Raw genomic sequence first — 25,177 nt, forward strand, 5'->3', positions numbered from 1 at the left:
ACGCAAAGGACCGCTGGTCGCAAGCTTGATGAAAACCAGACCTCGGAGCGGATCATGAACGCCAGCCTGATGCGCGCCCGCGGGGCGGGTGAACACGCCAAGGTCGGCTTCGTCGAGTTGTTCTTCGATCTGGTCTTCGTCTTCGCCATCACCCAGGTCAGTCACCTGTTACTGGCGCATCTGACGCCGCTGGGGGCGCTGGAGGCGGCGATCCTGCTGGCGGCAGTGTGGTGGGTGTGGATCGACACCAGCTGGATCACCAACTGGCTGGACCCTGAGGGCGGGCCGGTGCGGCTGATGCTGTTCGGCCTGATGGCGGCGGGCCTGGTCATGTCGACCTCGCTGCCGTTGGCGTTCGGCGACAAGGGGCTGGCCTTCGCCTGCGCCTTCGCGGCCATTCAGGTGGGGCGCAGCCTGTTCACCCTGTGGGCTGTGCGCGGCTCGCCGGTGCAGAAGGCGAATTTCCTGCGAATTTCAGCCTGGTCGCTGCTGGGCGCCATCTTCTGGATCGGCGGCGGGCTGGCGGAGGGACAGACGCGGCTGCTGATCTGGCTGGTCGCCTTGCTGCTGGAGTTCACCGCGCCGGCGGTCGGCTATGTCGTGCCGGGGCTGGGGCGCTCCAACACAACCGAATGGGATGTCGAGGGTGCGCATCTGGCCGAGCGGGTCGGGCTGTTCGTCATTATCTGCCTGGGCGAGTCGATCGTCGTCACCGGGGCGACGTTCGCGGGCCTGACATGGACGGCGCCGGTCGTTGTCGCCTTCGCCTCGGCTCTGGTCACGGCCATCACCATGTGGTGGCTGTTCTTCAACAAGGCCCATGAGGCGGCGGCAGAGACCTTTGTTCACGCCTCAGATCCCGGCGCGATCGCGCGTCGGGTCTATACCTATTGTCCGATTATCGTAGTGGCGGGGATCGTGGTGACGGCGGTCGGCGACGAACTGGCGCTGGCGCACCCGCTGGGGGCCACGACCATGGCGACAACTGCGGTGCTGCTCGGCGGACCGCTGCTGTTCCTGCTGGGGACCAGTCTGTCGATTCTGGCGATCTGGGGCAGGATCGCCTGGCCGCGCGTGGCGGGCATAGGTTTGCTGGCGGCGGCGGCTGGGTTCTCTCCGCTGCTGCAACCCCTGGTTCTGACTTTGGTGTCGACGGTCGTTCTGGTGCTTGCTGCGATCTGGGAGTCTGTCGAGGGCCGCGAAAAGAAGGCTTAGGAAGCTTTCTCTACGAAGCTGTCGATGACCTTTTTCTCGCCTGCCTTGTCGAAGGCGACGACCAGCTTGTTGCCCTCGATCGCGCGAACGGCGCCATAGCCGAACTTCTGATGGAAGACGCGGTCACCGCGCGACCAGTTGGAGCCGGCTTTGGGGACGGCGGTGGCGATCAGGCGGCCGTCGCCCTCGATGATCGCCTTGCGGGCGGGCGTCGAGGCGGAACGCGCCGGCTGGCCGGAGGTGAAGCTCTGGGCGCGCTTCCAGCCGGGGCTGGAGTAACCGCTGCCGAAGGAGGGGGCGTCGTCCCAGCGGCTCTTGGCCTCCTTCATGCCGGTCGAGGCGCCGTAGTAGCCGGTGTCCGACTGGGGTTCGACGTGGGCCAGAGGCAGTTCGTCGACGAAGCGGCTGGGCAGCTGCGAGGTCCAGCGGCCATAGACCAGACGGTTGGCGGCAAAGCTGATGCGCGCGTCGCGCTTGGCGCGGGTGACTCCGACGTAGGCCAGTCGGCGTTCCTCCTCGAGGCCCTTCATGCCCTTCTCGTCGATGCTGCGCTGACTGGGGAAGACGCCTTCCTCCCAGCCAGGCAGGAAGACCAGCGGGAACTCCAGCCCCTTGGCGCCGTGCAGGGTCATGATCTGTACAGCGCCGCTTTCGGATTCAGGCGCGGCCCGGTCGAGGTCCATGACCAGTGAGACATGCTCCAGATAGGCCTGCAGCGTGTCGAACGCCTGCATGGCCTGGGTCAGTTCCTTAAGGTTGTCCAGGCGCGTCTGGCCGCTGGTGCGGTCGGCCTTCTGCATCTCGGTGTAGCCACTCTCGTCCAGCAGGGTTTCCGTCACCTGCCAGTGGGGCGTGCCCATGCTTGCCAGATCGCGCCAGCGGTCGAGGTCGCGCACGAAGTTGGCCAGGGGCGTGCGGGTGCGGGCCTGAAGCTCGTCCGTGGTGATCAGATGGCGGACCGCCTGCATGGCCGAGACGCCGTTCTCGCGCGCGATATGCAGGATCTTCTGAACGCTGGTGTCGCCTATGCCGCGCTTGGGCACGTTGACGATGCGCTCAAAGGCCAGATCGTCGTCCTCGGACTGGATCAGGCGCAGATAGGCGTGGGCGTCGCGGATTTCGGCGCGCTCGAAGAAGCGGGGGCCGCCGATGACCTGATACGGGACGGCCAGCATGACGAAGCGCTCTTCGAAGGCTCGCATCTGGAAGGAGGCGCGGACCAGAACGGCCATGTCCCTGTACTTCATGCCCTGTTTGCGAGCGGTTTCGATCTCGTCGGCGATCAGGCGGGCCTCGGCCTCACCGTCCCAGACGCCGCGCACGCGCACCTTGTCGCCGCTGTCGTCCTCGGTCCACAGGGTCTTTCCCAGACGGTCCTGATTGGTCGAGATCAGGGCCGAGGCGGCCCCCAGAATGTGCCTGGTCGAGCGGTAGTTGCGCTCCAGCTTGACGATCTTGGCGCCGGGAAAGTCGCGCTCGAAGCGCAGGATATTGTCCACCTCGGCCCCGCGCCAGCCGTAGATCGACTGATCGTCGTCGCCGACGCAGCAGACATTGCCGGTCGAGGAGGTCAGCAGCCGCAGCCACAGGTACTGGGCGACGTTGGTGTCCTGATACTCGTCCACCAGGATGTAGCGGAAGCGACGCCGATATTCCTCAGCCAGATCAGCATGCTGCGACAAGATGGTGAGGTTGTGCAGCAGCAGGTCGCCAAAGTCGCAGGCGTTCAGCGTGACCAACCGCTTCTGATAGGCGGCGTAGAGAGCATGGCCCTTGCCGTTGGCGAAGTCCTCGCCCGCCGGCAGCTTCTCGGGCGTCCAGCCGCGGTTCTTCCAGTGGTCGATCAGGTGGGCCAGCGACTTGGGCGTGTGCTTCTTGGTGTCGATGTTGGCGGCTTCGAGCAACTGTTTCAGCAGCCGCTCCTGGTCGTCGGTATCGAGGATGGTGAAGCTCGACTTCAGCCCGACTAGCTCCGAGTGCCGACGCAGGATCTGGGCCGCGACCGAGTGGAAGGTGCCGAGCCAGCGCAGGCCCTCGGCCGAGGGACCGATCAGGTGGGTGATGCGCTCGCGCATCTCGCGCGCAGCCTTGTTGGTGAAGGTGACGACCAGCAGTTCCCATGGCTTGGCCCGGCCCGTCGCCAGGATATGGGCCAGACGGGTGGTCAGGACGCGGGTCTTGCCCGTGCCGGCGCCCGCCAGAACCAGGACCGGCCCCTCGGTCGTTTCGACCGCCAGCCTCTGTTCGGGGTTCAGACCGGACAGATAGTCGGCCGCGCCTTGCGGCGACAGGCCGCGCGCGAGGTCGGAGATGCGGGGAGAAGGCTGGTCGGTCACGAGATAAGCGGCTCACGCAAGGCGGATTCGGAGGAGAACATAAGCAGCACAGCGGCCAAAGTCAGGCCCCGATGGAAAATGGTCTGCGGGAACCGCCAAGCCTGACCGCCGTTCATTCGGCCTTAGCGAAGCGATGAGGAGCCTGCGAATGACGGATCCCAATGTCCCGCCGCCGGAACGCGTCGTGCATCAGACGACGATCAACACCGCGAGCCCTGAACGAAAGGGCGGAGGCGGGCTGCTTGCTTTCATTATCGGGGTGCTGGTCGTGGCTGTCGCAGTGATCGGCTGGTTCCTCTACTCGGGCGGGAACCCGCCCGCCGCGCCGGCGCCAGAGGTCAACCTGGACATCAATGTCCCGGCGCCCAAGCTGCCGGAAGCGCCGCGCCTGCCGGATGTGCCGCGACCGGCCGAGCCGCCGACCGTGACCGCGCCGAGCAGCCCGGAACCGCAGGGGTGACGTGCCCGCCGGCCTAGTCATCCTGAAACGGGCCTATGAAGCCGCCTCGCCTGACGACGGGCGGCGCGTGCTGGTCGATCGCCTGTGGCCGTGCGGCGTCAGCAAGGAGAGGTCGCGCCCAGCACAGCCCTGCGCCAATGGTTCGGCCATGATCCCAAGCGGTGGGACGAGTTCCGGCGGCGCTATCGCGCCGAACTGGACGCCAACGACGAAGCGGTCGCGCAACTGAGGGACGTGATCCGCAAGGGCAGGACCACTCTGGTCTATGGCGCGCGGGACGAGGCGCACAATGACGCCGTGGTGCTGGCGGACTATCTGGCCGGGGTTATTTCAGCCGATAGCTGATGGTGGTGACGACGCGGACCTTCTTGTTCAGCGAGGTCGCTTCGTCGCCGAAACCGTCGCGGGGCAGGATTTCGAACGAGCCTTGACCGGCCGACTTGATTGGACCCAAGGGCGCGCCGGAATCCTTGGCGAACTGGACGGCGCCGGTGCGGGCGGCGGCGGTGGCCTCGGCGATCATGGCGGGGCGCACGTCGTTCAGCTTGGTGAAGATGTAGGACGGCCCCTGGAAGTCCTGCAGCACCACGCCCTGACGCACCAGGTCGTTCAGATTGCGGGTGGTGGTCTGAACGCGGTCCACGTCATTGGTACGCACGATCACCGTCTGGGTCAGGATGAAGCGCGGGCCGCCGGTCTGGCTGGCGTATTCGCGTGAGCGGGTGTCGGCGACGCCCAACTGGCCCAGATCGATCGAGGCCTCGGGATAGCCCTGGGCCTTGAGGAACTGGCGCACGATAGCCAGGTCGCCGTCGATACGAGCCTGGACCTCGGACAGGACATCGCCCGAGGCGGTGAAGCGGATCGGCAGGACGGCCAGATCGGCCTTCACGTCCTTTTCCGCCAAACCGCGCACGGTGACGGAGCGGTCGCCGGCGCGGGCGTTGACCACGCCCTGACCGATCAGGGCGCCGCCGCCGATCAGGCCGATAGCTAGAAGGCCGCCGAAGACGGCGGCGGGGATCAGGCGGCTGTCCGAGGTCATGCGTCTTCTCCGGCGAAACTGCGGTCGCCGCCGGCCCACTGCAAGGCCAGAACCCGGCAGGCCGAGGCGAGGGGGCGACGACCGCGCCAGGCGTCGATACGGATCAACAGGGCGGCGCGGCCCAGATTCAACTCAGCCCCGATGGCGTCCAGCACGGTCCAGAACTCCGGCTCCAGCGCCACCGAGGTGGCGTGGCCGGACAGCAGGACGGATCGCTTGGCGAGGCTGCTCACGGTTAGCGGACGCCGACCATGATGATGTCCACCTTGTTCGGCGCGCCTTGTGTCAGGACGGAATGGCGGGTGTCGGTGGTGAAGCGCAGGGCCCCGGCCGGGTCGCGGATCTCGGCGCGAACGGCATAGGTGTGACGGGCGTCAATCTGGCTGTTCGGCACCGTCAGGGTGACGGCGTAGGGCGGGCCGCGACCATCCAGCGGCTGGCTGGTCTGGGCCAGAACGCGGGCGGGTGCGTCCATCAGGCTGACATCCTCGACCTTGACCGTCAGCACATGGCCGGGCGGCAGCATGATGCGCTCGCGATAGGCGGCGGTGACATCGACCTGGGTGGAGGCGGCCTCGCCGCCCGGCATGCTGGAGCAGGCGGCGACCACAAGGGCAAGCGGGGCGATCAGCGAAAGGAAGCGCATGGCGGGAGTCCTGTGAGGGGGATAGCTTAGCAGAAACGCGCGAGCGTCACATAAGGCTGCAAGACGTGAGGCGCAGCGGTCGCGATCCGATGCTAACGGAGGTTCCGCTTTCGTTTTCATTGAGTCGACTTGAGGCCCCGCCCGTGACCGAGCCCGCGTCCAAGCCCCTGATGTCCCCGGCCGCCCTGGCTCTGGGCGGGATCGGCGTCTGCGCCCTGATCTGGGGCACGACCTGGTACGCCATCACCTTTCAACTCGGCGCGGTCGATCCGGTGGTGTCGGTGGTGCTGCGCTTCGCCATCGCGGCGGCGGTGCTGGCCCTGGTGGTCAAGGCGACGGGCGGGCGGCTGGCCATGACGCGGCCGCAGCATCTGATGGCCATGGGGCAGGGGCTGTTCTCGTTCGCGATCAGCTACGCCTTTGTCTATGCCTCGGAGGAGAGGATCGCCTCGGCCGTGGTGGCGGTGATCTTCGCGGCCCTGGCCTTCCTCAACCTGATCCTGTTCCGGGTGGCCTCCAAGCAGAAGGCGGCGCCGGCGGCCTGGCTGGGGGCCGGCATGGGGGTGATCGGGGTGGCGGTCCTGTCGGGCGGCGAGGTCATGGGCGCGGGCCTGGGCCTGCACGCGGTCGAGGGCGTGACCTTCGCCGTCATCGCCGTGGTGGCTTCGGCCTTCGGCAACTGGTTCGCCTGGAAGGGGCAGCAGGTGGGGGCGCAAGTCCTTCCCGGCACGGCCTGGGCCATGGCCTACGGCACGGGCGCGCTGGCGCTCTATGGCCTGGTGACCGGGGTGTCGTGGTCGGTGTCGTGGAGCCCGGCCTATGTGATCTCGCTGCTGTATCTGTCGCTGTTCGGCTCGGTGATCGCCTTTGGCCTGTATTTCACTATCGCACGGGCGCGCGGCTATGCGCTGGCCAGCTATATCTCGGCCCTGACGCCGCCGATCGCCATGCTGGTGTCGGTGCTGTTCGAGGGGGCCAGGTTCGGCCTGATCGCCTTTGTCGGGCTGGCCCTGGTGCTGGCGGGCCAGTTGTTCCTGATCCGGGCGCCGAAGCGGTCGGCGGCCTAGGCGAAGCGTCATCCCGGAAGCCCATGGGGGCTATCCGGGCCGCATCAAGCGCGGCGTCTGCGGCGGTCCCGGCTCTCCGCTCGCTACGGCCGGGATGATGGGGGGAGAGGGTCTACTCCGGCTCGTCCAGCTTGTGGCCGTCCAGGCGCGCGGCGTCGCGGTCGCGCTCCTTTTGCGTCACCTGGCGTTCGGACTTGGTGCGGCCGAAGGTCAGGCGGTTGGCTTCTGCCGCGCGCTTGGCGTCAGCCTTGTCTCGGGCCTTGCGCGCCTTGTTCAGATTGACGACCTCGCCCATCAGACGTGGCCCTCGGGGCTGTCCTTGGCCCAGGCGCGCTTGAGGGCCGGACGACCGCCGATGCGCTGGGCATAGGCGTCATAGGGTTCTCCCGGCGGCATGGCGCCCCGGAACCACTGCAGCAGGCTGCCGAACAGGATGTCGAGCGCCGAGAAGTCGCCCAAGATGTAGCCGCCGTCCTTGATGGCGGCGCGCCAGCGGTGGTCCAGCGTCGCGTAGCCGGCCTTTCTCAGATCATTCCAGCTATCGGGCGCGCCGGAGGTCAGGACGCTTTCCAGCACATTGTTGTAAAGGCCCAGCCACGACAGATACTCGGCGCGGCGGGGATCATCGGGGCCGGGCGCCATCTTCGCCTCGGGGAAGCGGTCGGTGAGGAAGAGGAAGATCAGCACCGACTCGATCAGCAACTGGCCGTCGACGCTGACGGCGGGCGCCTGCTTCAGCGGGTGGGGGTTGGTCGGATCGGCGTGGCCGTGGCCGCCCTGTCGCTCGATGTCGACGTAGTGGATGTCATAGTCGGCGCCCAATTCCTCCAGCAGCCAGAGCAGGCGCGTGGAGCGGGACTGGGGCGCGTGATGGATGGTCAGCGACATCGTGAACTCCCTTGGACGGCGATTGTGATGAACCCGTTCGTGGCGCGGGCCGTTTCACCCTGACCTCGAACAGCAATGGAGAGCGTCATGATAGACACCTCGATGATCAAGGAACATCTGGAAGTCGTCGGTTCGGACGGCAAGCACGTCGGTCGTGTGGACCATGTGATGGGCGATCAGATCGAGCTGGCCAAGATGGACCTCGGCTCCGGCCTGAAGCACCACATGATCCCGGTCAGCTGGGTCGATCATGTCGATGAGCATGTTCACCTGAACATGACGAAGGACGAGGCCAAGGCGCGCTGGGTCGTGAAGCACTAGGCTTCGCCTTACCGCGAATTCACCCAGGCCCCGCTGTCATAGGCGGGGCCTTTCGCCATATCAGGTACGTTACGCCGTGTGGCGCATGGGGACACGACCTTGATCCGACTGATCCTGAACCTGCTGTGGTTCGTCCTGGGCGGCTTCGCCTCGGGTTTGGCCTGGTTGTTCGGCGGGCTGTTGCTGGCCCTGACGGTGGTCGGCCTGCCGTGGGCGTTTTCGGCATGGCGGATCGCCAGCTATTCCTTCTGGCCGTTCGGGCGAGAAATCGTCTGGCGCGAGCCCAATCCCGCCGATCTGGGGGCGGGCTGCCTCGGCCTGGGGCTGAATGTGATCTGGGTGGTTCTGGCCGGCTGGTACATCGCCCTGGCTCACATCCTCATCGCCGTGCCGCAGTTCGTCAGCCTGATCGGCATCCCGTTCGCGCTGAAGAACGTCGAACTGGCCAAGCTGTCGCTGGCGCCGGTGGGGCGGACGATCAGGGACAAGTAGCCGCGGCTACTGCGTGATCCAGACCTCTTTGACCTTGCAGTCGCGGACACCGATCGTGGCGTGAGCCGTGCCGCCGGGCATCACCTGGGGCAGCGGGTAGAAGGCGATGATAACGTCCCGATACTGAGCGGAAGCCAGCTTTCCGGGCGGGACGAACCACGGATAGCGTTCCTTAATGGCCGCAACAGCGATCTGATCATAATCGCAGGTATCTCGCAGCATCTGCCACGGCGTTTGGTCGTCTTGCGATTGCCACGCCCCCTCGCAACCAGCCAAGCCAATGGCGGCGACAGTTGCGACAAGGACGTGGCGCATGCTCATGATCCTCAGCCCGGCGAGATCATCTTCTCGGGGCGGACGGCTTCGTCGAACTCGGCGTCGGTCAGGTAGCCGCCGCCGACGGTTTCCTGGCGCAGGGTGGTGCCGTTCTTGTGGGCGGTCTTGGCGATCTTGGCGCAGGTGTCGTAGCCCAGCTTGCCGTTCAGGGCGGTGACCAGCATCAGCGAGTTGTTCAGGCCGCGCTCGATGTTGTCCTCGCGCGCTTCGATGCCGACGACGCAGTTGTCGGTGAAGCTGATGGCGGCGTCGGCGACCAGGCGGACCGACTGCAGGAAGTTGTAGGCCATGACCGGGTTGTAGACGTTCAGCTCGAAGTGGCCTTGCGAGCCGGCGAACGACAGGGCGGCGTTGTTGCCGAACACCTGGGCGCAGACCTGGGTCAGGGCTTCGCACTGGGTCGGGTTGACCTTGCCCGGCATGATCGACGAACCCGGCTCGTTTTCCGGCAACGCCAGTTCGCCCAGACCCGAACGCGGGCCGGAGCCCAGGAAGCGGATGTCGTTGGCGATCTTGAACAGCGAGGCAGCGACCGTGTTGATCGCGCCGTGGCTGAAGACCATGGCGTCGTGGGCGGCCAGGGCCTCGAACTTGTTCGGGGCGGTGGTGAAGGGCAGACCGGTGATGGCGGCGATCTGCTCGGCGACCTTTTCAGCGAAGCCGACGGGGGCGTTCAGGCCGGTGCCGACGGCGGTGCCGCCCTGGGCCAGCTCCATCAGCTTGGGCAGGGTCTGCTCGATGCGCTCGATGCCGTTGGCGACCTGTTGCGCATAGCCGCCGAACTCCTGACCCAGGGTCAGGGGCGTGGCGTCCTGGGTATGGGTGCGGCCGATCTTGATGATGTGGGCCCAGGCCTTGGACTTGGCGTCCAGGGCGGCGTGCAGGTGCTTCAGCGCGGGCAGCAGGTCGTTGACCACCTGCTCGGCGCAGGCGACGTGCATGGCCGTCGGATAGGTGTCGTTGGACGACTGGCTCATGTTGACGTGGTCGTTGGGGTGGACCGGCTTCTTGGAGCCCATCTCGCCGCCCAGCATCTCGATGGCGCGGTTCGAGATGACCTCGTTGGCGTTCATGTTCGACTGGGTGCCCGAACCCGTCTGCCAGACGACCAGCGGGAAGTGGTCGTTCAGCTTGCCTTCGATCACTTCATTGGCGGCGGCGATGATGGCGTCGGCCAGCTTGGCGTCCAGCTTGCCCAGATCGCGGTTGGTCTCGGCGGCGGCGCGCTTGACGACGCCCAGGGCGCGGACGACCGGCAGGGGCTGCTTTTCCCAGCCGATCTTGAAGTTGCCGAGCGAGCGCTGGGCCTGTGCGCCCCAATAGCGATCAGCGGCGACCTCGATGGGGCCGAAGGTGTCGGTTTCAATGCGGACGTTGCTCATCGCGGGCTCGTTCTCAGACGTGGCGGGAAGATGCCGGGCGGTGTAGCACGCGGACACGACGGGGCAAGGCGGCCCGACCATTGGCTAAGGGAGCAAGGCGCGCGTGGAAGGCTGGATCGGCACGGGAAAGGTGCGCGGACGCGAGGTCGGCGACACGGTGGAAATCACCATCGACGGCCTGACCACCCAGGCCAAATACTACAAGCCGCTGGCCTATGAGTTCTTCCGCAAGGAATGGAGCGCCCGCCCGGCGTGGGGTGATTATGTCGTCGAGATCACCATGGAGCACGTCGGGGACGCGCCGTGGATGGACCTGGACAACCTGGCCAAGGCCCTGCTGGACGCCATCAAGGGCTATCTGTTCCACGATGACAGCCAGGTCGCGCGCCTGCTGGTCGAGCGCCATGAAGGCGAGCGGGAGCGCATCATGATCCGGGTGTTTCCGAGGCGGTGATCGCGGGACCGCTTTCGACCCATTGCAGCCATTCGAACAGTCGGTTTTCCTGCTATCAAATCCTTGCAGCTTGACGGGTAACGGAAATGGTCTGGCTTGAGCCTTGGGTCTTGATTGAAGACCTCGATTGGGACGCCCAGAAAAAGCGTGATTACTGCATCGCTTGGGAAGGTCAGCTCAAACGAGAGGTAGGACCTCAGCACACGCTTTTCGGCAAGGAAGCGTCGTTAATCGCTAGGCGTTTCGACCGAGATGACGCGCTTTTTCAGCTAGGGGGGCCGGAAGTCGCCGAGGTTCATTTGACTTGGACGCGCGGCATGGAGCCAGATCCAATGTGGCCTAACGCCGCGATTTTCGCCTCTCTTGAGAGCTGGCAGACTGAGAGCATGACGGCTCAGCACCGTGAGTGGAATTTCGAAGAGTAACTAAGGTTCGCTGCCCACCCTTAGCGGACGCGCAATACGTCCGGTTAAGGGCGGTCTCTGACGGCCTACTTCTTCCGGAACTGGTCCAGCGAGACGACCTTGGGGCCGTCGTCGTCGCCCGAGGGGGGCGGGGCGGCGTTCGGATCGCGGGCCGGGGGCGTCAGGGGCGCGATCTCGGCCTCGACGATTTCCGGCTCTTCGAACTGCAACAGGAACTGGACGCTGGGGTCGTAGAAGCGGGTCACGGCCGAATAGGGCATGGCCAGGACCTTGGGCATGCCGCCGAACTTCAGCATCACCGAGAAGCGATCGTGCTGGACCTCAAGGTCCCAATATTGGTGCTGCAGGACGATGGTCATCTCGTCCGGGTATTTGGCCAGGACGTCCGGCGGCACCGAGACGCCCGGCGCGCGAGTCTTGAACGTGATGTAGAAGTGGTGCGCACCGGGAATGCCGGCCGGCTGGGCCGCGCGTTCCAGCGCGGAACGGATCACGCCGCGCAGGGCGTCCTGGGCGAGTTGCTCATAGTGCATCTCGTCGACCGGGGGAGATTGATCCGTCATCAGGGGCCTCGAAACTGGGAACGGGCGACTGTTACCCGCGACAGGCGAGTGACGGAAGATACCGATTGAGGAAAGCGCCGGGATTCTGGCGCCAGGCTCCCGCAATGTCTCTGAGGAAGTGGAGGGCTTCTGTTGCCAGGCGCCCTCCGGGCCCCGCCTGAGGATCTGAACCCCCAGGACTTAAGTGTTCGAAATCAACCGAACCGCATTACGCGGCGAGGCGGACTTCTCCAGCGAAGTTATCGTTCGCAGTTACAATATGGCCCGATACGGTGGGCCAGGACGAGCGAAAGCATCTTCTTTACACGTCCGTCGATGCTAGTCGGCCCCATGCTGCCTCCGCCGATAACGCGGGGAAGAAGTTGGTGGAGCCGCCGGGAATCGCACCCGGGTCCGGTCCGCTTATTACAAGCGCGTTTATCGCCATAGTCCGGGCGAACCCGAACAGCTTCGATATAGGGCCTCTTGCGGCCGTATCCAAGAGGGATGGCGGCGGAGTGTCTGGATTCCCAGTCGAAATGTCGCTGGCCACGTCGATTGACACCGGTAGACATGACCGTGAGCATGGAGCGCGGGAGGATGACGCATGGGTGAGATCACACGCAGACGATTGGGGCTTGGCCTGGGCGTCGGACTGGGCGCAGGTCTGGCGACGACGGCTGTCGCCGCCGGGGAGAAGGCGCGCGAAGAGCCGCTCACTGTGGTCCACTCGAGCTTCATCTATGATCAGGCGCCCTATCCGCAGTGTCATGCCTCGACCATCGTTGAGACCACGGACGGCGTCATGGCGGCGGCCTGGTTCGGCGGCACGCATGAGAAGCACCCTGACGTCTGCATCTGGTTCGCGCGCTTTGAGAACGGCGTCTGGAGCGAGGGCATTCAGGTCGCCGATGGCGTGCAACCGGACGGCTCGCGACATCCGACCTGGAACCCCGTCCTGTTCCAGCCGGCGCAGGGTGATCTGATCCTGTTCTACAAGGTCGGTCCCGACCCGTTCAGCTGGTGGGGCATGGTGATGACCTCGCCGGACGGAGGCCGCACATGGTCGTCGCCGCGTCGTTTGCCTGACGGCGTGCTCGGACCGATCAAGAACAAACCGGTCGTGCTGGCCGATGGAACCTGGTTGTCTCCGTCGAGCACCGAGGCGGGCGAAGGCATGGGCGCCGCGGCCGGCGCGGGCTGGCGGCTGCACTTCGAAATCAGCACGGATCAGGGACGTCGCTGGACCCTGACCGATCCGGTCGCCTCGCCGTTGAACATCGACGCCATACAGCCCAGCATCCTGATCCATCCGGACGGCGCGTTGCAGGCCGTGGCGCGCGCGCGTCAGGGGGCGCTGGCGTCCAGCTGGTCACGCGACGGCGGACGGACGTGGAGCGCCATAGGGGCTGTTGATCTGCCCAATCCCAATTCGGGAACGGACGCCTCGACCCTCAAGGATGGGCGTCATCTGATGATCTACAATCACGCGGGGCACGAGCCGGATCGACCGGGGCGAGGGCCGCGGTATCCGCTGAATGTCGGTCTGTCGACCGACGGCCTGTCATGGCGAAACGTGCTGACGCTGGAGAGCGAGCCCCTGACGCACGGTTACGCCTATCCGGCGGTGGTTCAGGCGTCAGACGGGCTGGTGCATGTCACCTATACGCACGACCGGACCCGCATCCGGCACGTAGTTCTCGACCCGTCGCGACTGGCCTAGGCGCGCGCCCAGTCAGGCGTCTGGTTGCGGAACCAGGTCAGTTGGCGCTTGGCGTAGTTGCGGGTGGCCTGGCGCGTCTGCTCCATGGCCCGTTTCAGGGAGGTCTCGCCGCCTAGGTGGGCCATCAGTTCCCGCACTCCGACCGCCTTCATGGCGGGAAGGTCCGGATCGAGACGACGGTCGGCGAGAGCCTTCACTTCGTCCAGCGCGCCCTGTTCGATCATCTGGGCGACCCTGAGATCGCATGAGGCGTAGAGCCGGTTGCGATCCGGCTCCAGCACCAGGCCCTTCCAGTCGCCGGGCGCCAGCAGGGGTTTGGTGTCGGCCTTCCAGGCGCTTAGCGAACGGCCGGTCGCCTGGGCCACGGCCAGGGCGCGGATCAGACGCTGGCGGTCGCCGGGGGTGATGGCGGCGGCGGATGCGGGATCGACCTCGGCCAGACGGCGGCGGAAGGCCACTTCGCCTTCAGCGTCATAGTCGGCCTGGACCGCGTCGCGCACGACCTCAGGCATGGCGGGAATGTCGGCCAGGCCGCGTGTCAGGGCGTTGAAATAGAGGCCGGTTCCGCCGACCAGCAGGGCCGGGCGCTCCTGCGCCGCCAGTTCCTCCAGCAGCGGCATGACGGCGCGGGTCCAGCGGCCGACCGACCAGGATTCGGCCGCGTCGGCCACGCCGTAAAGGCGGTGCTCGGCGCGAGCCTCGTCCTCAAGCGACGGACGGGCGCTGAGGACGCGCAGGTCGGCATAGAGCTGCTGGCTGTCGGCGTTGATGACGACGGCGCCCGTTTTCTCGGCCATTTCCAGCGCCAGACGCGACTTGCCCGAGGCGGTGGGGCCAGCGATCAGGGTGAGACGGGGCGTTTTGGTCAAAGGAACAGGCTCGCGAACAGGACCGGACGGCGATAGAACGCCGGCGACCGGCCCGGCAAGGGCCAAGGAGCAAAGCCTTGATCGACCGCACCGCCGTAATCGCCGCCCTCGACGCCATTGTGGACCCGAAATCGGGACAGGGGCTGCTCGCCGCCGGTCTGGTTCAGGGACTGACCGTGGCCGAGGATCGCGCGGGTTTCGTCATGGAGGTCCCGGCAGGCGAGACGGCGATCTACGCCCCGGTGCGCGACGCAGCCGAGGCGGCGCTGAAGGCGATGCCGGGCATGGCGCGGGTCTCGGTTGTACTGACCGCCGAGGCGACGCCGGCCGCCGCGCCGCGTCGCACGGCGGGCCTGTCGAAGGCCGCGACCGATCAGGGCCGGGCCAAGGCGCCGGTGCCGACCGAGCGTCCGGCTCATGTGAAGCGTGTCCTGGCGGTGGCCAGCGGCAAGGGCGGGGTCGGCAAGTCGACGGTGGCGGTGAACCTGGCAGCGGCGCTGGCGGCGCGCGGGCTGTCGGTCGGGGTGCTGGACGCCGACGTCTATGGCCCGTCGCTGCCGACCATGCTGGGGCTGTCGGGCCAGCCGGACTATGTGGACGGGGCTATTGTTCCGCACGTTGCGCACGACCTGAAGGCCATGTCGGTCGGCCTGCTGACCAAGGCCGACGACGCCATGATCTGGCGCGGACCGATGGCGTCGCAGGCCATCACCCAGATGCTGACCCAGACGCGCTGGGGCACGGAGGAAGCGCCGCTGGACGTTCTGGTGGTCGACCTGCCGCCCGGCACCAGCGACGTGCAACTGACTCTGATCCAGAAAACGCCGCTGGACGGCGCAGTCATCGTCTCGACCCCGCAGGAGGTGGCGCTGGCCGATGCGCGGCGGGCTCACACCTTGTTCCAGCGCGTCAATGTCCCGACCCTGGGCCTGATCGAGAACATGAGCGGCCCGGTCTTCGGTCAGGGCGGGGCCGAGGCCGAAGCTGAGCGTCTGAACGTGGCCTTCCTCGGCGACCTGCCCCTGGACGCGGCCCTGCGTCAGGCGGGGGACGCCGGGCGGCCGCTGGTTTCGGCTGGACCGGACGGCGAGGTCGCGCAGCGCTTCGCCGCGGTGGCGGCGAAGGTGGCTGAAGGGCTGGGCCTCTAGGCCGGTTCGACCACGACGGCGGTTCCGTAGGCCAGAACCTCGGTCACGCCGGGCATGATCTCGTTGGCGTCGTACCGCATGGCCAGGATGGCGTTGGCGCCCATGTCGCGCGCATGGGCGACCAGTTCGTCATAGGCTTCCTGCCGCGCGGCCTCGGCCAGTTTCACATAGGCGCCGACGCGTCCGCCGATCATCGACTGCACCCCGCCGATGGCGTCGGAAACGACATTGCGCGAGCGCACGGTGACGCCGCGCACCATGCCGATATGGCGGACGATGCGGTGACCGGGCAGGTCGTTGGTGGTCGTGACGAGCATGGTCATGTCTCCGAATTAGCGACGGTCCAGGGTGCGGAAGGTGAAGGCGTGGTCGTCCTTCTCGCCCGCCGGATGAGGTTCCGACAGGGTCTCGACGAAGGCGGCCTCGTCAAAGGCAGGGAAATGAGCGTCGCCCTCGGGCTCGGCCTCGACCTCGGTGATGTAGAGGCGCTGGGCGCGCGGCAGGATCGCTTCGAACAGGGCGGTGCCGCCGATGACGCAGACCTCGTCCACGCCGTCCTCCACGGCGGTTTCGCGCGCGATGGACAGGGCCTCGCTCAAGTTCGAGCAGACCAGGGCGCCCTTGGCCATGCCTTCGGATTCATAGGAGCCGTCCTTGGTCAGCACGATGTTCAGGCGACCGGGCAGAGGTTTGAGCGGCAGGCTTTCCCAGGTCTTGCGGCCCATGATGCAGGGCTTGCCGACGGTGACGGCCTTGAAGCGTTGCAGGTCGGAGCGCAGCCGCCAGGGCAGGTCGCCGTCGCGTCCGATGACGCCGTTGCGGGCGCGGGCGACGACGAGAGCGATCTTTGGGCCGATTGGGGGAACAGACACTGGCGAACTCCGGCAGACGGGGGCGACGCGACGCCGCCCCCTTGATGCCGACTTAGGCCTCTGGCTCGAGCAGTTTCAAGCGGAAGAAAAGCGCGCCGATGATTGCGCCGATGGCCGGAGCGACGAAGAAGACCCAGACCTGGCTCAGGGCCTGGCCGCCGACCAGCAGGGCCGGGCCGAAGCTGCGGGCCGGATTGACCGAGACGCCCGTCACCTGAATGCCGACGATGTGGATGACGGCCAGGGTGATGCCGATGGCGACGCCGGCGAAGGCGCCGTGCCCCTTGGCCCCGGTCACGCCCAGAATGGCGATGATGAAGATGGCGGCGGCGATGATCTCGAAGATCAGGGCGGCGTGCAGGCCGTAGCCGCCGGGCGATCCGGCGTCGAAGCCGTTCTGGCCCAGGCTTGCGAAGCCGGTTTTGGCGATCATGCCGAGGATGGCCGCGCCGATGATGGCCCCGATGAACTGGGCGATCCAGTAGACGATCATGTCCCTGGCGCTCATCCGTCCCGCGACGAAGACGCCCAGACTGACCGCCGGATTGACGTGACAACCCGACACCGGACCGATGCCATAGGCCATGGCGATGATGGCGAAGCCGAAGGCCAGGGCGATGCCCAACTGGCCCACATGGTCGAACCCGCCCAGCACGGCCGCCCCGCACCCGAACAGCACCAGCACCATCGTCCCGACCAGTTCGGCCGCGAACTTCTTCAACATGACAACCCTCCCGTTTCATGCGCCCGCATCGACGCGGATCAGGGAAGGGTGCGCCGAGTCTCTGACGCTCACCATACGGCGATACGGGAGTTTACCATCAGGCGGCTTCTTCGTTTTCTTCGTCCAGTTGGGCCGCTTTTCGGGCAGCGCGCTGGGCTTTTTGCGCTGCCTTCTTAAGACGGTCCCGCGCTTCGTTGGCCTTGTCTCCGTCGACGAGTTCGCGCTTCACGACGTGCAGCCGGACCATTTCCTCTACGGCTTCAGGCTCGATCTTGAGTTCGGGGAAAGCCCGGCGCAGTTCGCGGCGAATTGCCGTCACGACCGGGTCGGACATGGCGGTCTGGGCGACGGTGAAGGCATTGAACAACTGCCCTTGCTGATGGAAAGCGCTGATGGCATCGGCGGCCAAGCCCTCGCGCGCCAGCAGGAACAGCTTCTGCAGATCGTCCTCCGAGCGGGTGGTGATCTCAGGCAGGTTGATACTGACGACCTCATCCCAGCCGATCGGCTGGGCGAACCGTACACGATAGAAGCGCCACTCGACGGCATTGGTCAGGACGATCCACTCGATCCCCTTGTGGGCGCCGTAGTTCACGGCCTGTCGAAGGTGCGCCTCGCTGAGGGTGGAGCCTGCGGATTTGACCTCGATCAGGAACCGTATCGCGCCATCCGTCTGGACCGCGAGATCGCAGAAGGTCCCGCGGATCTGATGCTCGCTGGTCAGTTCAGAATATTTGTCATAGCCGAACACCTCGGCGAGGATGTCCTTCACCAAGGTGACGGTGTCGGCTTCCGACACGTCGCGTGCCCTTTGGGCGACGGCGATTCCTTGGAAGTGCTTGAGACGAGACCGCACGCGGTCCGTGAACTTCTTGGGCAGCTTGGCCATATCTTCCCCCGAAACATACCGACGTTATGTCGGCCATGGATCGGGGTAAAGGTCAAGCTAGGCGGCAGGCTCCAGCCACTTCAGCCATTTGCGCTGCATCGCGGCTTCCAGATCGATGCCGGCGCGGTCGCAGTAGATGAGCAGCATCCCCAGCACGTCCGCCGCCTCGTCGCCGAGGGCGATCGGGTCGGGCGCGCCACGCGCGCGGCCGGTGAGGTTCAGGTGTTCCTTGGTCAGTTCGCCCAGCTCCTCCTGCAGTTTCAGCAGGGCCCAGTCGCGGTCGCGGTCGATGGCGTGCTCGCGGGCATAGATGTCGGAGATGCGGAGGACGTCCGCCTTGAGGTCAGCGATCTTCATGACGGTCAGACCGCGACGGCGGCCTTGATGTGCGGCCAGGACTGGTAGTCGTTCAGCACGAAGTCCGACATCTCGAACCCGAACAGGTCGGTCTTGTCCGCCACCGTCAGCGTCGGCAGGGGCAAGGGGGCGCGGCTCAGTTGAAGCTCGGCCTGCTCGAGATGGTTGAGATACAGGTGGGCGTCGCCGAAGGTGTGGACGAAGTCGCCGGGCTCCAGCCCGACCACCTGGGCCAGCATCATGGTCAGCAGGGCGTAGGAGGCGATGTTGAACGGCACGCCCAGGAAGACGTCGGCGCTGCGCTGGTACAGCTGGCAGCTCAGCCTTCCATCCGCGACGAAGAACTGGAACAGGCAGTGGCAGGGCGGCAGGGCCATGTCGTCCACGTCGGCCGGATTCCAGGCGCTGACGATGTGGCGACGGCTGTTGGGGTTGGTCTTCAGACCGTGAACCAGCTTCTGGATCTGGTCGATGCTCGCGCCGTTCGGGGCGGCCCAGGAGCGCCACTGCTTGCCGTAAACGGGGCCCAGGTCGCCCTCGGCGTCGGCCCATTCGTCCCAGATGCTGACGCCGTTATCCTTGAGCCAGGCGATATTGGTCTCGCCGCGCAGGAACCACAGCAGCTCGATGAAGATCGAGCGCGTGTGCAGCTTCTTCGTCGTCAGCAGAGGGAAGCCCTTGGACAGGTCGAAGCGGATCTGGCGGCCGAAAACGCCCAGGGTGCCGGTGCCGGTGCGGTCGTCGCGGCGGACGCCGTTGTCGAGGATGTCCCGCAGCAGATTGAGATACTGCCATTCGGGATGGTCGGCGGGGACGGCTCCGCTGCGGGCTTCCAGATCGGCGAGGGCGGCGTGAGCGTTCATGGGATGGAAAGATGAGGCCGAATCGGTCGCGGCGTCACCCTCGGACGAATCATTGCCCACAGAAACGCTCTCAGAAATGAAAACGCCCGCCGAACGGATCGGCGGGCGCTTCAGGCTATGACTGTGTCAAGATCAGCGACCGGGCGCGAGGCGCTCGTTCTGGACCCAGCCCAGGTTGTCGTTGTCGTCCATGACCTCCCACCAGACGCCCTCACGGTTACCGGTCGGGTAGAGGCGCAGGCCTGCGGGCAGGGCGCGCACGACCGAGCCGCCGTTGGGGCGCGAGCGAAGCGTGGCGGCCTGCTGAACCGTATAGGTCTGGATCGGCGCTTCCTGGGCCGCCGAACCGCCTTCCAGTCCGCCCATCTGCATGACCATGTCGGTGTAGGCCTGGATGAAGGACTGGGCCACGATGCGGCCGATCTCGGTGTTTTCGTAGCTGCCGCCGCCCAGCGCGCCCGCGCCGAAGCCGCCGGCGCCCAGGCCCCAGCTCATGTCGCGCTTGGAGGCGTAGCCTTCGGTGACCAACTGGGTCTCCGAGGTGCGGACATTGGTCAGCGACAGGACGGTGTTGGCTTCCATGTTGCGCGTGCGAATGCCGCCCACGATGGCGCCGGCGCGACCGCCGAGAGCGGCGCCGGCCAGACCGGCCAGGGCATTGCCGCCCGAGTTGGCGTTCTGGCTGGCGACTTCGCCGACCAGGACGAAGTCGGCGGCGCGGATCTGGCCGCCGCCGACGTTGGAGCCGCGTTGCAGGTCTCCGCCGGACGCCAGTTCACGCTCGCGCTGGGCGACGCTCATGCCCGTGCCGCGGTCCACCAGGGTGAAGCAGCCCGAACGCTGGATCACCACGCGCAGCAGGCTTTGCGGCGGCGACAGCTGAAGCTCGCGCCAGAAGTCCGACTGGCCGTCGGCCAGGGTAACCGAGCCCAGGCTGCGGCTGCAGCGCGGGATCTGGGCCATCTGGGCGTCCTGGGTACGCTGGGCGCCACTGCGGCGGGCCTGGGCTTCTGCGGGCGCGGCGGCGGCCAGAGTGGTGGAAGCCGCGACGGCGACCGCGATGAGGTTGGCGATTTTCACGAGACAGATCCCCCTTCGGATAAGCTGAAGGGGGTCTGCCTAACCCAGCTTTGCAATAAGCCCAAGACGATGGGCCGATTCAGCCCTTGAATCCGTCCCCTGCTAGGAAGTCGGATTCGTCCGCCGTGGTCTCGCGACCAAGGCAGGCGTTGCGGTGCGGGTATCGCCCGAAGCGGGCGATGATGTCGCGGTGGATCACGGCGAACTTGTAGGTGTTGGGCTGATCGGCTTCGTCCAGCAGGGTCAGAAGCGTCTCCTGATCCGCCAGGGATTCGGAGTGCATCAGCGGCATCAGGACGAAGGGGCGCAGGTCATGAGCCACCTGTCGGTCGTCACCGCGCGCGATGGCGGCCTTGGCGAACATCAGGGCCAGGGAATCGGTGGCGAACATATGCGCGGTGTCGCGGAAGGCGTTTCGCGGCAGCTGATCCAGCAGGATGATCAGGGCCAGAGCGCCCTCGGCCGTCTCGGTCCAAGCGTCCAGTTCGCGACGTGCGGCGGCGAAATGGGTTTCGCGACACAGTTCGGTGAAGGCCGCGTCGAAAGCGGCGTCCTTGGCGAACCATTTCTCGGGGCCGGCTTCGATCCAGAAGGCGACGACCTGGGCGGGGGTAAGCAGCGTGTTCATGCTGAAAAGCTTAGCTCGCGCGCGTGCAAATGCACCTGCCCCGCGAGGGGAAAATCATCTGACGATGTAAGGAAAAATGGTCGGAGTGAGAGGATTCGAACCTCCGACCCCTGCGTCCCGAACGCAGTGCTCTACCAGACTGAGCCACACTCCGACATTTTTCTCGGCGCGGGCCAGAGGCCGTCGTTGCGTCGAGGAGGGGGCTTATAGCCACCCGTTTCGGACCTCGCAAGCGGGGAATTTGCGGTTTTTAGAAAGTCGCTGCTCGATGAAAATTCTTTTGTTTTCAGTGTTGCATCCCCGAAAAGCTTGGCGTATCTCACCGCTCCTCGCCGCAACGAACTGCGGCGGCGCACTGGTCCTGCTGGGGAATGGTGTAATGGTAACACTACGGTTTTTGGTACCGTCATTCTAGGTTCGAGTCCTAGTTCCCCAGCCACCGCCCTTTTGGGTTCGAGTATCGACCGGCTCAAGCTTCTCCTTCATCTGTACAGTATAGTGCGCCAGTCGGGCTGGCTGTTCGCCATCGCTGTTGTGTCGCGACGGAAATCACCACGTCAAAAGCAAAAGGCCGCTGGATTGCTCCGGCGGCCTTTGACGTTTCTGGTCGGCGCCAAGGGGGGCGGGCGTGTCCAATGGGCGGTAAAGTGCTGCCGAGGGTGGCGGTGGGCGTGTCGGCGCCTGGAAGCGCAATGCGGATTGGCCAGGTCGCTTCCACTGCGCAAAGCGGAGCGATCGCTGAGCGGCGCCTGATTCATAATGTATGAAAGAAAGGGGGGGGGCGGTGTGCGCCATTCCTTTCGCTGAAAGGAATGGCGCGAGTGACGGGGCTCGAACCCGCGACCTCCGGCGTGACAGGCCGGCACTCTAACCAACTGAGCTACACCCGCGTTTCCCGAACCGAAGCGCTGTGCGCCGCGGCGAGGGGCGTCGTTTAGGCGGGGCCGCCGCGCCCGTCAAGCGGCCCTGCTGTGGATAAGCGAAAATATCGCAAGACCTCCGTTACTTGGCGGCTGCGGCGGCTTGCGGCGGGGCGACGGGACCGGCGATTCCGCCGTCCGCCGGCAGGTGCGAGGCGACGGCGGGCGGGGGCGGTTCATAATGAACGCCCACGCCCGGTCCCAGCGGCAGGTCCAGGGCCACCCAGGCCGCCACCATGACGAGGCCCGCGACCAGGAAGGCCCCGGCGTAGGGCAGCATGGTGGCCATCAGGGAGCCGAGACCGAAGCGCGGGTCCCAGCGCTGGGCGAAGGTCAGGATCAGGGGGAAGTAGCTCATCAGCGGGGTGGCGATGTTGGTGACGCTGTCGCCCATGCGATAGGCGGCGGTCGTCATCTCGGGGCTGATGCCCAGCAGCATGAACATGGGCACGACGATGGGGGCCAGGGCCGACCACTTGGCCGAGGCCGAGCCGATGAAGAGGTCGAAGACGCAGGACACCAGCACCACCACGATCAGCAGCAGGGGCGTGGGCAGGGCCAGTTCGCGCAGGGAGGCGGCGGCGTTGACCGCGAGGATGGGGCCCAGGCCCGACCAGTTGAACATGGCGACGAAGTGAGCGGCGAAGAAGGCCAGGACGATATAGGGAGCCAGCTGGCTGATTCCCTCGCGCATCATGCGCACCAGGTCGTGGTGGCTCTTGATCGAGCCGGAGCCGACGCCAAACGCCGCGCCCGCGCCGAAGAAGGTCAGGGCGAAGAAGGCGACCAGCGAGCGATACAGCGGGTTGAAGCGCTGGGCGGGCTCGGCGTCTGCATCGACGAAGGGCGAGCCGGGCAGGAGGGTGATCAGGGTCCAGGTGGCGATCATGGCCAGAATGGTCAGGCCCGCGAACAGCAGGCCGCGCTTTTCGGCGCTGGACAGGGGCGTCTTTTCTTCCGCCGTGGCGGGCGCGGCCGAGGACGGGATCCAGGGCCCGAGGCGGGGCTCGATGACCCGGTCGGTCAGGAACCAGACAATGGGGGTGAAGACGATGACGACCCCGACGATGAAGAACCAGTTGCCGGCGATGCTGACGGCGTAGGACGGGTCGATCAGGTGGGCGGCGGGTTCGGTGATGCCCAAAATCAGCGCGTCGCTGGCGCCGGGGAAGAGGTTGCCCGCATAGCCGCCCGAGACGGCGGCGAAACCGGCGGCCAGACCGGCTAGCGGGTGACGGCCCGCCGCGGCGAAGATGACGGCGGCCAGAGGAATCACCACGACGTAGGAGGCGTCAGAGGCGTGGTGGGACACCATGCCGGTCACCACCACGATCGGCGTCAGGATGAATCGCGGCGCGTTCAGCAGGGCGCCGCGAATGGCGGTGGAGAACATTCCTGTCCGCTCGGCGACCGAGGCGCCGTAAATAATTGTGATCACGATCCCCAAGGGCGGAAAATCGGCCAGGGTGCGCGGCATGCCGATGAACAGCCGCTCCAGATTGGCCGGCGACAACAGGCTCTCGGCCTGCAGCACGTCGCCGGTCACCGGGTTGACCGCCGACCAGCCCAGACCGGCGCCGACCAGGCTGAGCACGATCAGGCCCAAGATCAGCCAGAGAAAGAGAAATACGGGATCGGGCAGGCGATTGCCGACGCGTTCGATGGTGTTCAGCAAGCGGGCTGCCAGGCTCATGCTGCGACCTTGATTACAGAGGTATGGGAAAGCCTCCATTTACGCGTATCGTTGGTGCGGCTGGCAACGGCGCGGCCTGCGGCAAAACGCGCGCGGCCTTGCGAACCATTCTCAACAAAAAACCTTTGCCGACATGGGTTTGAACCTGTCGATGGTTGGGTCTAAGAAGCCCCGAATCCGCCCCCTCCCTCGGCGGGCGAGGCAGCTCGAATGAACGCATTTCTTCTAGAATACCTCCCGATCGTCGTTTTCCTGGCGATCGCCGCCGTCCTGGGGCTCGGCTTCATGCTGGCCGCCTGGGCTCTGGCGCCGAAAAACCCCGACACTGAAAAGCTGTCGGCCTATGAGTGCGGCTTCAACGCCTTTGACGACGCACGCATGAAGTTCGACGTCCGCTTCTATCTGGTGTCGATCCTCTTCATCATCTTCGACCTTGAAGTGGCCTTCCTGTTCCCGTGGGCGGTGTCGATGTTCGACCTGTCAACCGGCGGCATGGTCTTCGCCTTCTGGTCGATGATGGTCTTCCTCGGCGTCCTGACGGTCGGCTTTATCTACGAATGGAAGAAGGGAGCGCTGGAATGGCAATAATCGCGCCATCGTCGCCTTTGGCGTCGCCCCTGGTCCCCGCCGGCTCGGCCGCGCGCTCGACCGTCGAGGGTTACGATCCCAAGATTCACGACAAGTTCTTCGAGGCGGTGAACACCGAACTCGGCGAGCAGGGCTTCCTGACGACGTCGCTGGACGACGTCATCAACTGGGCCCGCACCGGCTCGCTGATGTGGATGTCGTTCGGCCTGGCCTGCTGCGCCGTGGAAATGATCCACCTGTCGATGCCGCGCTTCGACCTGGAGCGCTTCGGCACCGCGCCGCGCGGTTCGCCGCGCCAGTCGGACCTGATGATCGTCGCCGGCACCCTGACCAACAAGATGGCTCCGGCCCTGCGCAAGGTCTATGACCAGATGCCGGACCCGCGCTACGTCATTTCGATGGGCAGCTGCGCAAACGGCGGCGGTTATTATCACTACAGCTACAGCGTCGTGCGCGGCTGCGACCGCGTGGTGCCGGTGGACGTCTATGTCCCGGGCTGCCCGCCGACCGCCGAGGCCCTGCTGTACGGCATCCTGCAGCTGCAGAAGAAGATCCGCCGCACGGGGACGATCGAGCGATGAGCGAACTGGTGCGCGTCGCGGAGCGCGAATCCGCCCTGACCCCGCTGGGGACCGAAATGGTGGCGGCTCTCGGTGTCGAGGCCGTCGTCGCCTTTGGCGAGCTGACCCTGATCGCCCCGCGCGAGAACATCGTCGCCGTCATGACGGCTCTGCGCGACCAATTCGGCTTCCAGCTGCTGATGGACGCCTGCGGCGCCGACTATCCTGACCGCGCCGAGCGCTTCGAGGTGGTCTATCACCTGCTGTCACTGACCCGCGCCGCGCGGGTGCGCGTCAAGGTCTCGACCGACGAGGTGAAGCCGGTGCCCAGCGTGGTTTCGGTCTATCCGTCGGCGGGCTGGTTCGAGCGCGAAGCCTTCGACATGTACGGCATGATCTTCTCGGATCACCCCGACATGCGCCGCATCCTGACCGACTACGGTTTCCAGGGGCACCCGCTGCGCAAGGACTTCCCGATGACGGGCTATGTCGAGGTCCGCTACGACGAAGAGCAGAAGCGCGTGGTCTATGAGCCGGTGAAGCTGGCCCAGGAATATCGCAACTTCGACTTCCTCTCTCCGTGGGAAGGCGCTGAATATCCGACCGTCCTGCCGGGCGACGAGAAGGCGGGAGCCAAGTAATGGCTGACGGCAA

General features: G+C 66.0%; 31 protein-coding genes, 3 tRNA genes, 1 other RNA gene and 1 pseudogene. 14 read left to right on the forward strand and 22 right to left on the reverse strand.

What is annotated here, in order from left to right; translation table 11 throughout:
- Positions 1-54: 54 nt before the first annotated feature.
- Positions 55-1,215, forward strand: coding sequence for a low temperature requirement protein A (locus tag ACFYLW_RS04760; RefSeq protein WP_312064339.1), 1,161 nt, complete (start codon positions 55-57; stop codon positions 1,213-1,215).
- On the opposite strand, the gene ACFYLW_RS04765 is transcribed toward ACFYLW_RS04760, so the two are convergent.
- Entirely contained in the window at positions 1,212-3,551 is a 2,340-nt protein-coding gene (locus ACFYLW_RS04765; protein ID WP_312064338.1) for a UvrD-helicase domain-containing protein, read from the reverse strand. The genes ACFYLW_RS04760 and ACFYLW_RS04765 overlap by 4 nt on opposite strands.
- A 148-nt stretch (positions 3,552-3,699) precedes the next feature.
- Here ACFYLW_RS04765 and ACFYLW_RS04770 point away from each other — a divergent pair, with 148 nt between their 5' ends.
- Positions 3,700-4,011, forward strand: a complete 312-nt coding sequence (locus ACFYLW_RS04770; protein ID WP_312064336.1) for a hypothetical protein — start codon at positions 3,700-3,702, stop codon at positions 4,009-4,011.
- A gap of 67 nt (positions 4,012-4,078) precedes the next feature.
- Positions 4,079-4,356 (forward strand): annotated as a pseudogene (locus ACFYLW_RS04775) (DUF488 domain-containing protein).
- Here ACFYLW_RS04775 and ACFYLW_RS04780 read toward each other — a convergent pair.
- The 3 genes from ACFYLW_RS04780 to ACFYLW_RS04790 are packed head-to-tail and all read right to left on the reverse strand — an operon-like array spanning position 4,337 to position 5,702.
- The gene (locus ACFYLW_RS04780; protein ID WP_313472390.1) at positions 4,337-5,056 is read right to left on the reverse strand and encodes an SIMPL domain-containing protein; all 720 of its coding nucleotides are present in this window, start codon (positions 5,054-5,056) and stop codon (positions 4,337-4,339) included. The pseudogene ACFYLW_RS04775 and the gene ACFYLW_RS04780 sit on opposite strands and share 20 nt — an antisense overlap.
- A complete protein-coding gene (locus tag ACFYLW_RS04785; RefSeq protein ID WP_292082621.1) occupies positions 5,053-5,289 on the reverse strand; it encodes a ribbon-helix-helix domain-containing protein in 237 nt (78 codons plus the stop codon). Before ACFYLW_RS04785 ends, ACFYLW_RS04780 begins: the two co-directional genes overlap by 4 nt.
- A gap of 2 nt (positions 5,290-5,291) precedes the next feature.
- The gene (locus ACFYLW_RS04790) at positions 5,292-5,702 is read right to left on the reverse strand and encodes a YbaY family lipoprotein (RefSeq protein WP_312064332.1); all 411 of its coding nucleotides are present in this window, start codon (positions 5,700-5,702) and stop codon (positions 5,292-5,294) included.
- Between the two features lie 143 nt (positions 5,703-5,845).
- Here ACFYLW_RS04790 and ACFYLW_RS04795 point away from each other — a divergent pair, with 143 nt between their 5' ends.
- Complete coding sequence (locus tag ACFYLW_RS04795; protein ID WP_312064331.1) at positions 5,846-6,769, forward strand: EamA family transporter; 924 nt, start codon at positions 5,846-5,848, stop codon at positions 6,767-6,769.
- 112 nt (positions 6,770-6,881) lie between these two features.
- Here ACFYLW_RS04795 and ACFYLW_RS04800 read toward each other — a convergent pair whose 3' ends face one another.
- Positions 6,882-7,064 (reverse strand): DUF4169 family protein, encoded by a 183-nt coding sequence (locus ACFYLW_RS04800; protein ID WP_312064329.1) that lies wholly within the window; start codon positions 7,062-7,064, stop codon positions 6,882-6,884.
- A complete protein-coding gene (locus ACFYLW_RS04805; protein WP_292082625.1) occupies positions 7,064-7,657 on the reverse strand; it encodes a glutathione S-transferase family protein in 594 nt (197 codons plus the stop codon). Before ACFYLW_RS04805 ends, ACFYLW_RS04800 begins: the two co-directional genes overlap by 1 nt.
- Before the next feature lie 87 nt (positions 7,658-7,744).
- On the opposite strand from ACFYLW_RS04805, the gene ACFYLW_RS04810 reads away from it, so the two are divergent.
- Both ACFYLW_RS04810 and ACFYLW_RS04815 read left to right on the forward strand, forming a co-directional pair.
- A complete protein-coding gene (locus ACFYLW_RS04810; RefSeq protein ID WP_292082626.1) occupies positions 7,745-7,978 on the forward strand; it encodes a DUF2171 domain-containing protein in 234 nt (77 codons plus the stop codon).
- A gap of 99 nt (positions 7,979-8,077) precedes the next feature.
- Complete coding sequence (locus tag ACFYLW_RS04815) at positions 8,078-8,470, forward strand: YccF domain-containing protein (RefSeq protein WP_312064327.1); 393 nt, start codon at positions 8,078-8,080, stop codon at positions 8,468-8,470.
- A 6-nt stretch (positions 8,471-8,476) separates the two neighbouring features.
- Here ACFYLW_RS04815 and ACFYLW_RS04820 read toward each other — a convergent pair whose 3' ends face one another.
- Together ACFYLW_RS04820 and fumC are read right to left on the reverse strand one after the other, a co-directional pair.
- Complete coding sequence (locus ACFYLW_RS04820) at positions 8,477-8,785, reverse strand: hypothetical protein (RefSeq protein ID WP_390182908.1); 309 nt, start codon at positions 8,783-8,785, stop codon at positions 8,477-8,479.
- Between the two features lie 11 nt (positions 8,786-8,796).
- Positions 8,797-10,188, reverse strand: a complete 1,392-nt coding sequence (gene fumC, locus ACFYLW_RS04825; RefSeq protein WP_312064326.1) for a class II fumarate hydratase — start codon at positions 10,186-10,188, stop codon at positions 8,797-8,799.
- A gap of 103 nt (positions 10,189-10,291) precedes the next feature.
- Between fumC and ACFYLW_RS04830 the strand changes: the two genes are divergently transcribed.
- Positions 10,292-10,642: a RusA family crossover junction endodeoxyribonuclease gene (locus ACFYLW_RS04830; RefSeq protein WP_312064324.1), complete on the forward strand. Its 351-nt coding sequence runs from the start codon at positions 10,292-10,294 to the stop codon at positions 10,640-10,642.
- An 86-nt stretch (positions 10,643-10,728) separates the two neighbouring features.
- Complete coding sequence (locus ACFYLW_RS04835) at positions 10,729-11,067, forward strand: hypothetical protein (RefSeq protein ID WP_390182909.1); 339 nt, start codon at positions 10,729-10,731, stop codon at positions 11,065-11,067.
- Between the two features lie 65 nt (positions 11,068-11,132).
- Here ACFYLW_RS04835 and ACFYLW_RS04840 read toward each other — a convergent pair whose 3' ends face one another.
- The gene (locus ACFYLW_RS04840; protein WP_312064320.1) at positions 11,133-11,630 is read right to left on the reverse strand and encodes a ClpXP protease specificity-enhancing factor SspB; all 498 of its coding nucleotides are present in this window, start codon (positions 11,628-11,630) and stop codon (positions 11,133-11,135) included.
- 117 nt (positions 11,631-11,747) lie between these two features.
- Positions 11,748-12,115: a transfer-messenger RNA gene (gene ssrA / locus ACFYLW_RS04845) on the reverse strand.
- 101 nt (positions 12,116-12,216) lie between these two features.
- Here ssrA and ACFYLW_RS04850 point away from each other — a divergent pair.
- Positions 12,217-13,332: a sialidase family protein gene (locus tag ACFYLW_RS04850; protein WP_312064318.1), complete on the forward strand. Its 1,116-nt coding sequence runs from the start codon at positions 12,217-12,219 to the stop codon at positions 13,330-13,332.
- Here the strand turns inward: ACFYLW_RS04850 and miaA are convergent.
- A complete protein-coding gene (gene miaA / locus ACFYLW_RS04855; RefSeq protein ID WP_313472388.1) occupies positions 13,329-14,201 on the reverse strand; it encodes a tRNA (adenosine(37)-N6)-dimethylallyltransferase MiaA in 873 nt (290 codons plus the stop codon). The two genes, ACFYLW_RS04850 and miaA, sit on opposite strands and share 4 nt — an antisense overlap.
- A 77-nt stretch (positions 14,202-14,278) precedes the next feature.
- On the opposite strand from miaA, the gene ACFYLW_RS04860 reads away from it, so the two are divergent.
- Positions 14,279-15,349 (forward strand): Mrp/NBP35 family ATP-binding protein, encoded by a 1,071-nt coding sequence (locus ACFYLW_RS04860; RefSeq protein WP_312064314.1) that lies wholly within the window; start codon positions 14,279-14,281, stop codon positions 15,347-15,349.
- On the opposite strand, the gene ACFYLW_RS04865 is transcribed toward ACFYLW_RS04860, so the two are convergent.
- The 9 genes from ACFYLW_RS04865 to ACFYLW_RS04905 all read right to left on the reverse strand — a co-directional run bounded on the left by ACFYLW_RS04865 (position 15,346) and on the right by ACFYLW_RS04905 (position 20,916).
- A complete protein-coding gene (locus tag ACFYLW_RS04865) occupies positions 15,346-15,666 on the reverse strand; it encodes a YbjQ family protein (RefSeq protein ID WP_312064358.1) in 321 nt (106 codons plus the stop codon). The two genes, ACFYLW_RS04860 and ACFYLW_RS04865, sit on opposite strands and share 4 nt — an antisense overlap.
- Before the next feature lie 15 nt (positions 15,667-15,681).
- Positions 15,682-16,221, reverse strand: a complete 540-nt coding sequence (locus ACFYLW_RS04870) for a dihydrofolate reductase (protein WP_312064313.1) — start codon at positions 16,219-16,221, stop codon at positions 15,682-15,684.
- 52 nt (positions 16,222-16,273) lie between these two features.
- A complete protein-coding gene (locus ACFYLW_RS04875; RefSeq protein WP_312064311.1) occupies positions 16,274-16,945 on the reverse strand; it encodes an aquaporin in 672 nt (223 codons plus the stop codon).
- A 97-nt stretch (positions 16,946-17,042) separates the two neighbouring features.
- Positions 17,043-17,834 carry a type I restriction enzyme HsdR N-terminal domain-containing protein gene (locus ACFYLW_RS04880; RefSeq protein ID WP_312064310.1) on the reverse strand — a complete coding sequence of 264 codons (792 nt, stop codon included), beginning with the start codon at positions 17,832-17,834 and terminating at the stop codon, positions 17,043-17,045.
- Positions 17,835-17,891: 57 nt separating this feature from the next.
- Positions 17,892-18,191 carry a phosphoribosyl-ATP pyrophosphohydrolase gene (locus ACFYLW_RS04885; RefSeq protein WP_312064308.1) on the reverse strand — a complete coding sequence of 100 codons (300 nt, stop codon included), beginning with the start codon at positions 18,189-18,191 and terminating at the stop codon, positions 17,892-17,894.
- 5 nt (positions 18,192-18,196) lie between these two features.
- Complete coding sequence (locus ACFYLW_RS04890) at positions 18,197-19,054, reverse strand: thymidylate synthase (RefSeq protein WP_312064307.1); 858 nt, start codon at positions 19,052-19,054, stop codon at positions 18,197-18,199.
- 132 nt (positions 19,055-19,186) lie between these two features.
- Complete coding sequence (locus ACFYLW_RS04895; RefSeq protein ID WP_312064306.1) at positions 19,187-20,134, reverse strand: SH3 domain-containing protein; 948 nt, start codon at positions 20,132-20,134, stop codon at positions 19,187-19,189.
- Between the two features lie 79 nt (positions 20,135-20,213).
- Entirely contained in the window at positions 20,214-20,762 is a 549-nt protein-coding gene (locus tag ACFYLW_RS04900; protein WP_312064304.1) for a DUF924 family protein, read from the reverse strand.
- A gap of 77 nt (positions 20,763-20,839) precedes the next feature.
- Positions 20,840-20,916 (reverse strand) — tRNA-Pro (locus ACFYLW_RS04905).
- A gap of 211 nt (positions 20,917-21,127) precedes the next feature.
- Between ACFYLW_RS04905 and ACFYLW_RS04910 the strand changes: the two genes are divergently transcribed.
- Positions 21,128-21,201: transfer RNA gene (locus tag ACFYLW_RS04910), tRNA-Gln, on the forward strand.
- 374 nt (positions 21,202-21,575) lie between these two features.
- Here ACFYLW_RS04910 and ACFYLW_RS04915 read toward each other — a convergent pair.
- Both ACFYLW_RS04915 and ACFYLW_RS04920 read right to left on the reverse strand, forming a co-directional pair.
- Positions 21,576-21,652: transfer RNA gene (locus ACFYLW_RS04915), tRNA-Asp, on the reverse strand.
- Between the two features lie 112 nt (positions 21,653-21,764).
- Positions 21,765-23,375: an AbgT family transporter gene (locus tag ACFYLW_RS04920; protein ID WP_292082644.1), complete on the reverse strand. Its 1,611-nt coding sequence runs from the start codon at positions 23,373-23,375 to the stop codon at positions 21,765-21,767.
- A gap of 210 nt (positions 23,376-23,585) precedes the next feature.
- Between ACFYLW_RS04920 and ACFYLW_RS04925 the strand changes: the two genes are divergently transcribed.
- The 3 genes from ACFYLW_RS04925 to ACFYLW_RS04935 are packed head-to-tail and all read left to right on the forward strand — an operon-like array spanning position 23,586 to position 25,164.
- Positions 23,586-23,963, forward strand: coding sequence for an NADH-quinone oxidoreductase subunit A (locus ACFYLW_RS04925; RefSeq protein WP_207821670.1), 378 nt, complete (start codon positions 23,586-23,588; stop codon positions 23,961-23,963).
- Complete coding sequence (locus tag ACFYLW_RS04930; RefSeq protein WP_292082645.1) at positions 23,933-24,544, forward strand: NADH-quinone oxidoreductase subunit B family protein; 612 nt, start codon at positions 23,933-23,935, stop codon at positions 24,542-24,544. The genes ACFYLW_RS04925 and ACFYLW_RS04930 overlap by 31 nt, the downstream gene beginning before the upstream one ends.
- On the forward strand, positions 24,541-25,164 hold the full coding sequence (locus tag ACFYLW_RS04935; RefSeq protein ID WP_312063429.1) for an NADH-quinone oxidoreductase subunit C: 624 nt from the start codon (positions 24,541-24,543) through the stop codon (positions 25,162-25,164). Before ACFYLW_RS04930 ends, ACFYLW_RS04935 begins: the two co-directional genes overlap by 4 nt.
- Positions 25,165-25,177: the final 13 nt, after the last annotated feature.

The sequence above is a fragment of the Brevundimonas sp. NPDC007368 genome (genome assembly GCF_042869015.1).
Taxonomy (GTDB): domain Bacteria; phylum Pseudomonadota; class Alphaproteobacteria; order Caulobacterales; family Caulobacteraceae; genus Brevundimonas.

Excerpts from the sequence above, each read along its gene's own strand:
- ACFYLW_RS04790 (WP_312064332.1), bottom strand. The coding sequence starts at position 5,702 with ATGCGCTTCCTTTCGCTGATCGCCCCGCTTGCCCTTGTGGTCGCCGCC.
- ACFYLW_RS04920 (WP_292082644.1), bottom strand. The coding sequence starts at position 23,375 with ATGAGCCTGGCAGCCCGCTTGCTGAACACCATCGAACGCGTCGGCAAT.
- ACFYLW_RS04835 (WP_390182909.1), top strand. The coding sequence starts at position 10,729 with ATGGTCTGGCTTGAGCCTTGGGTCTTGATTGAAGACCTCGATTGGGAC.
- ACFYLW_RS04900 (WP_312064304.1), bottom strand. The coding sequence starts at position 20,762 with ATGAACACGCTGCTTACCCCCGCCCAGGTCGTCGCCTTCTGGATCGAA.
- ACFYLW_RS04760 (WP_312064339.1), top strand. The coding sequence starts at position 55 with ATGAACGCCAGCCTGATGCGCGCCCGCGGGGCGGGTGAACACGCCAAG.
- ACFYLW_RS04925 (WP_207821670.1), top strand. The coding sequence starts at position 23,586 with ATGAACGCATTTCTTCTAGAATACCTCCCGATCGTCGTTTTCCTGGCG.
- ACFYLW_RS04935 (WP_312063429.1), top strand. The coding sequence starts at position 24,541 with ATGAGCGAACTGGTGCGCGTCGCGGAGCGCGAATCCGCCCTGACCCCG.
- ACFYLW_RS04850 (WP_312064318.1), top strand. The coding sequence starts at position 12,217 with ATGGGTGAGATCACACGCAGACGATTGGGGCTTGGCCTGGGCGTCGGA.
- ACFYLW_RS04880 (WP_312064310.1), bottom strand. The coding sequence starts at position 17,834 with ATGGCCAAGCTGCCCAAGAAGTTCACGGACCGCGTGCGGTCTCGTCTC.
- ACFYLW_RS04780 (WP_313472390.1), bottom strand. The coding sequence starts at position 5,056 with ATGACCTCGGACAGCCGCCTGATCCCCGCCGCCGTCTTCGGCGGCCTT.
- ACFYLW_RS04820 (WP_390182908.1), bottom strand. The coding sequence starts at position 8,785 with ATGCGCCACGTCCTTGTCGCAACTGTCGCCGCCATTGGCTTGGCTGGT.
- ACFYLW_RS04890 (WP_312064307.1), bottom strand. The coding sequence starts at position 19,054 with ATGAACGCTCACGCCGCCCTCGCCGATCTGGAAGCCCGCAGCGGAGCC.
- ACFYLW_RS04840 (WP_312064320.1), bottom strand. The coding sequence starts at position 11,630 with ATGACGGATCAATCTCCCCCGGTCGACGAGATGCACTATGAGCAACTC.
- ACFYLW_RS04885 (WP_312064308.1), bottom strand. The coding sequence starts at position 18,191 with ATGAAGATCGCTGACCTCAAGGCGGACGTCCTCCGCATCTCCGACATC.
- ACFYLW_RS04875 (WP_312064311.1), bottom strand. The coding sequence starts at position 16,945 with ATGTTGAAGAAGTTCGCGGCCGAACTGGTCGGGACGATGGTGCTGGTG.
- ACFYLW_RS04930 (WP_292082645.1), top strand. The coding sequence starts at position 23,933 with ATGGAAGAAGGGAGCGCTGGAATGGCAATAATCGCGCCATCGTCGCCT.
- ACFYLW_RS04810 (WP_292082626.1), top strand. The coding sequence starts at position 7,745 with ATGATAGACACCTCGATGATCAAGGAACATCTGGAAGTCGTCGGTTCG.
- fumC (WP_312064326.1), bottom strand. The coding sequence starts at position 10,188 with ATGAGCAACGTCCGCATTGAAACCGACACCTTCGGCCCCATCGAGGTC.
- ACFYLW_RS04770 (WP_312064336.1), top strand. The coding sequence starts at position 3,700 with ATGACGGATCCCAATGTCCCGCCGCCGGAACGCGTCGTGCATCAGACG.
- ACFYLW_RS04800 (WP_312064329.1), bottom strand. The coding sequence starts at position 7,064 with ATGGGCGAGGTCGTCAATCTGAACAAGGCGCGCAAGGCCCGAGACAAG.
- ACFYLW_RS04865 (WP_312064358.1), bottom strand. The coding sequence starts at position 15,666 with ATGCTCGTCACGACCACCAACGACCTGCCCGGTCACCGCATCGTCCGC.
- ACFYLW_RS04805 (WP_292082625.1), bottom strand. The coding sequence starts at position 7,657 with ATGTCGCTGACCATCCATCACGCGCCCCAGTCCCGCTCCACGCGCCTG.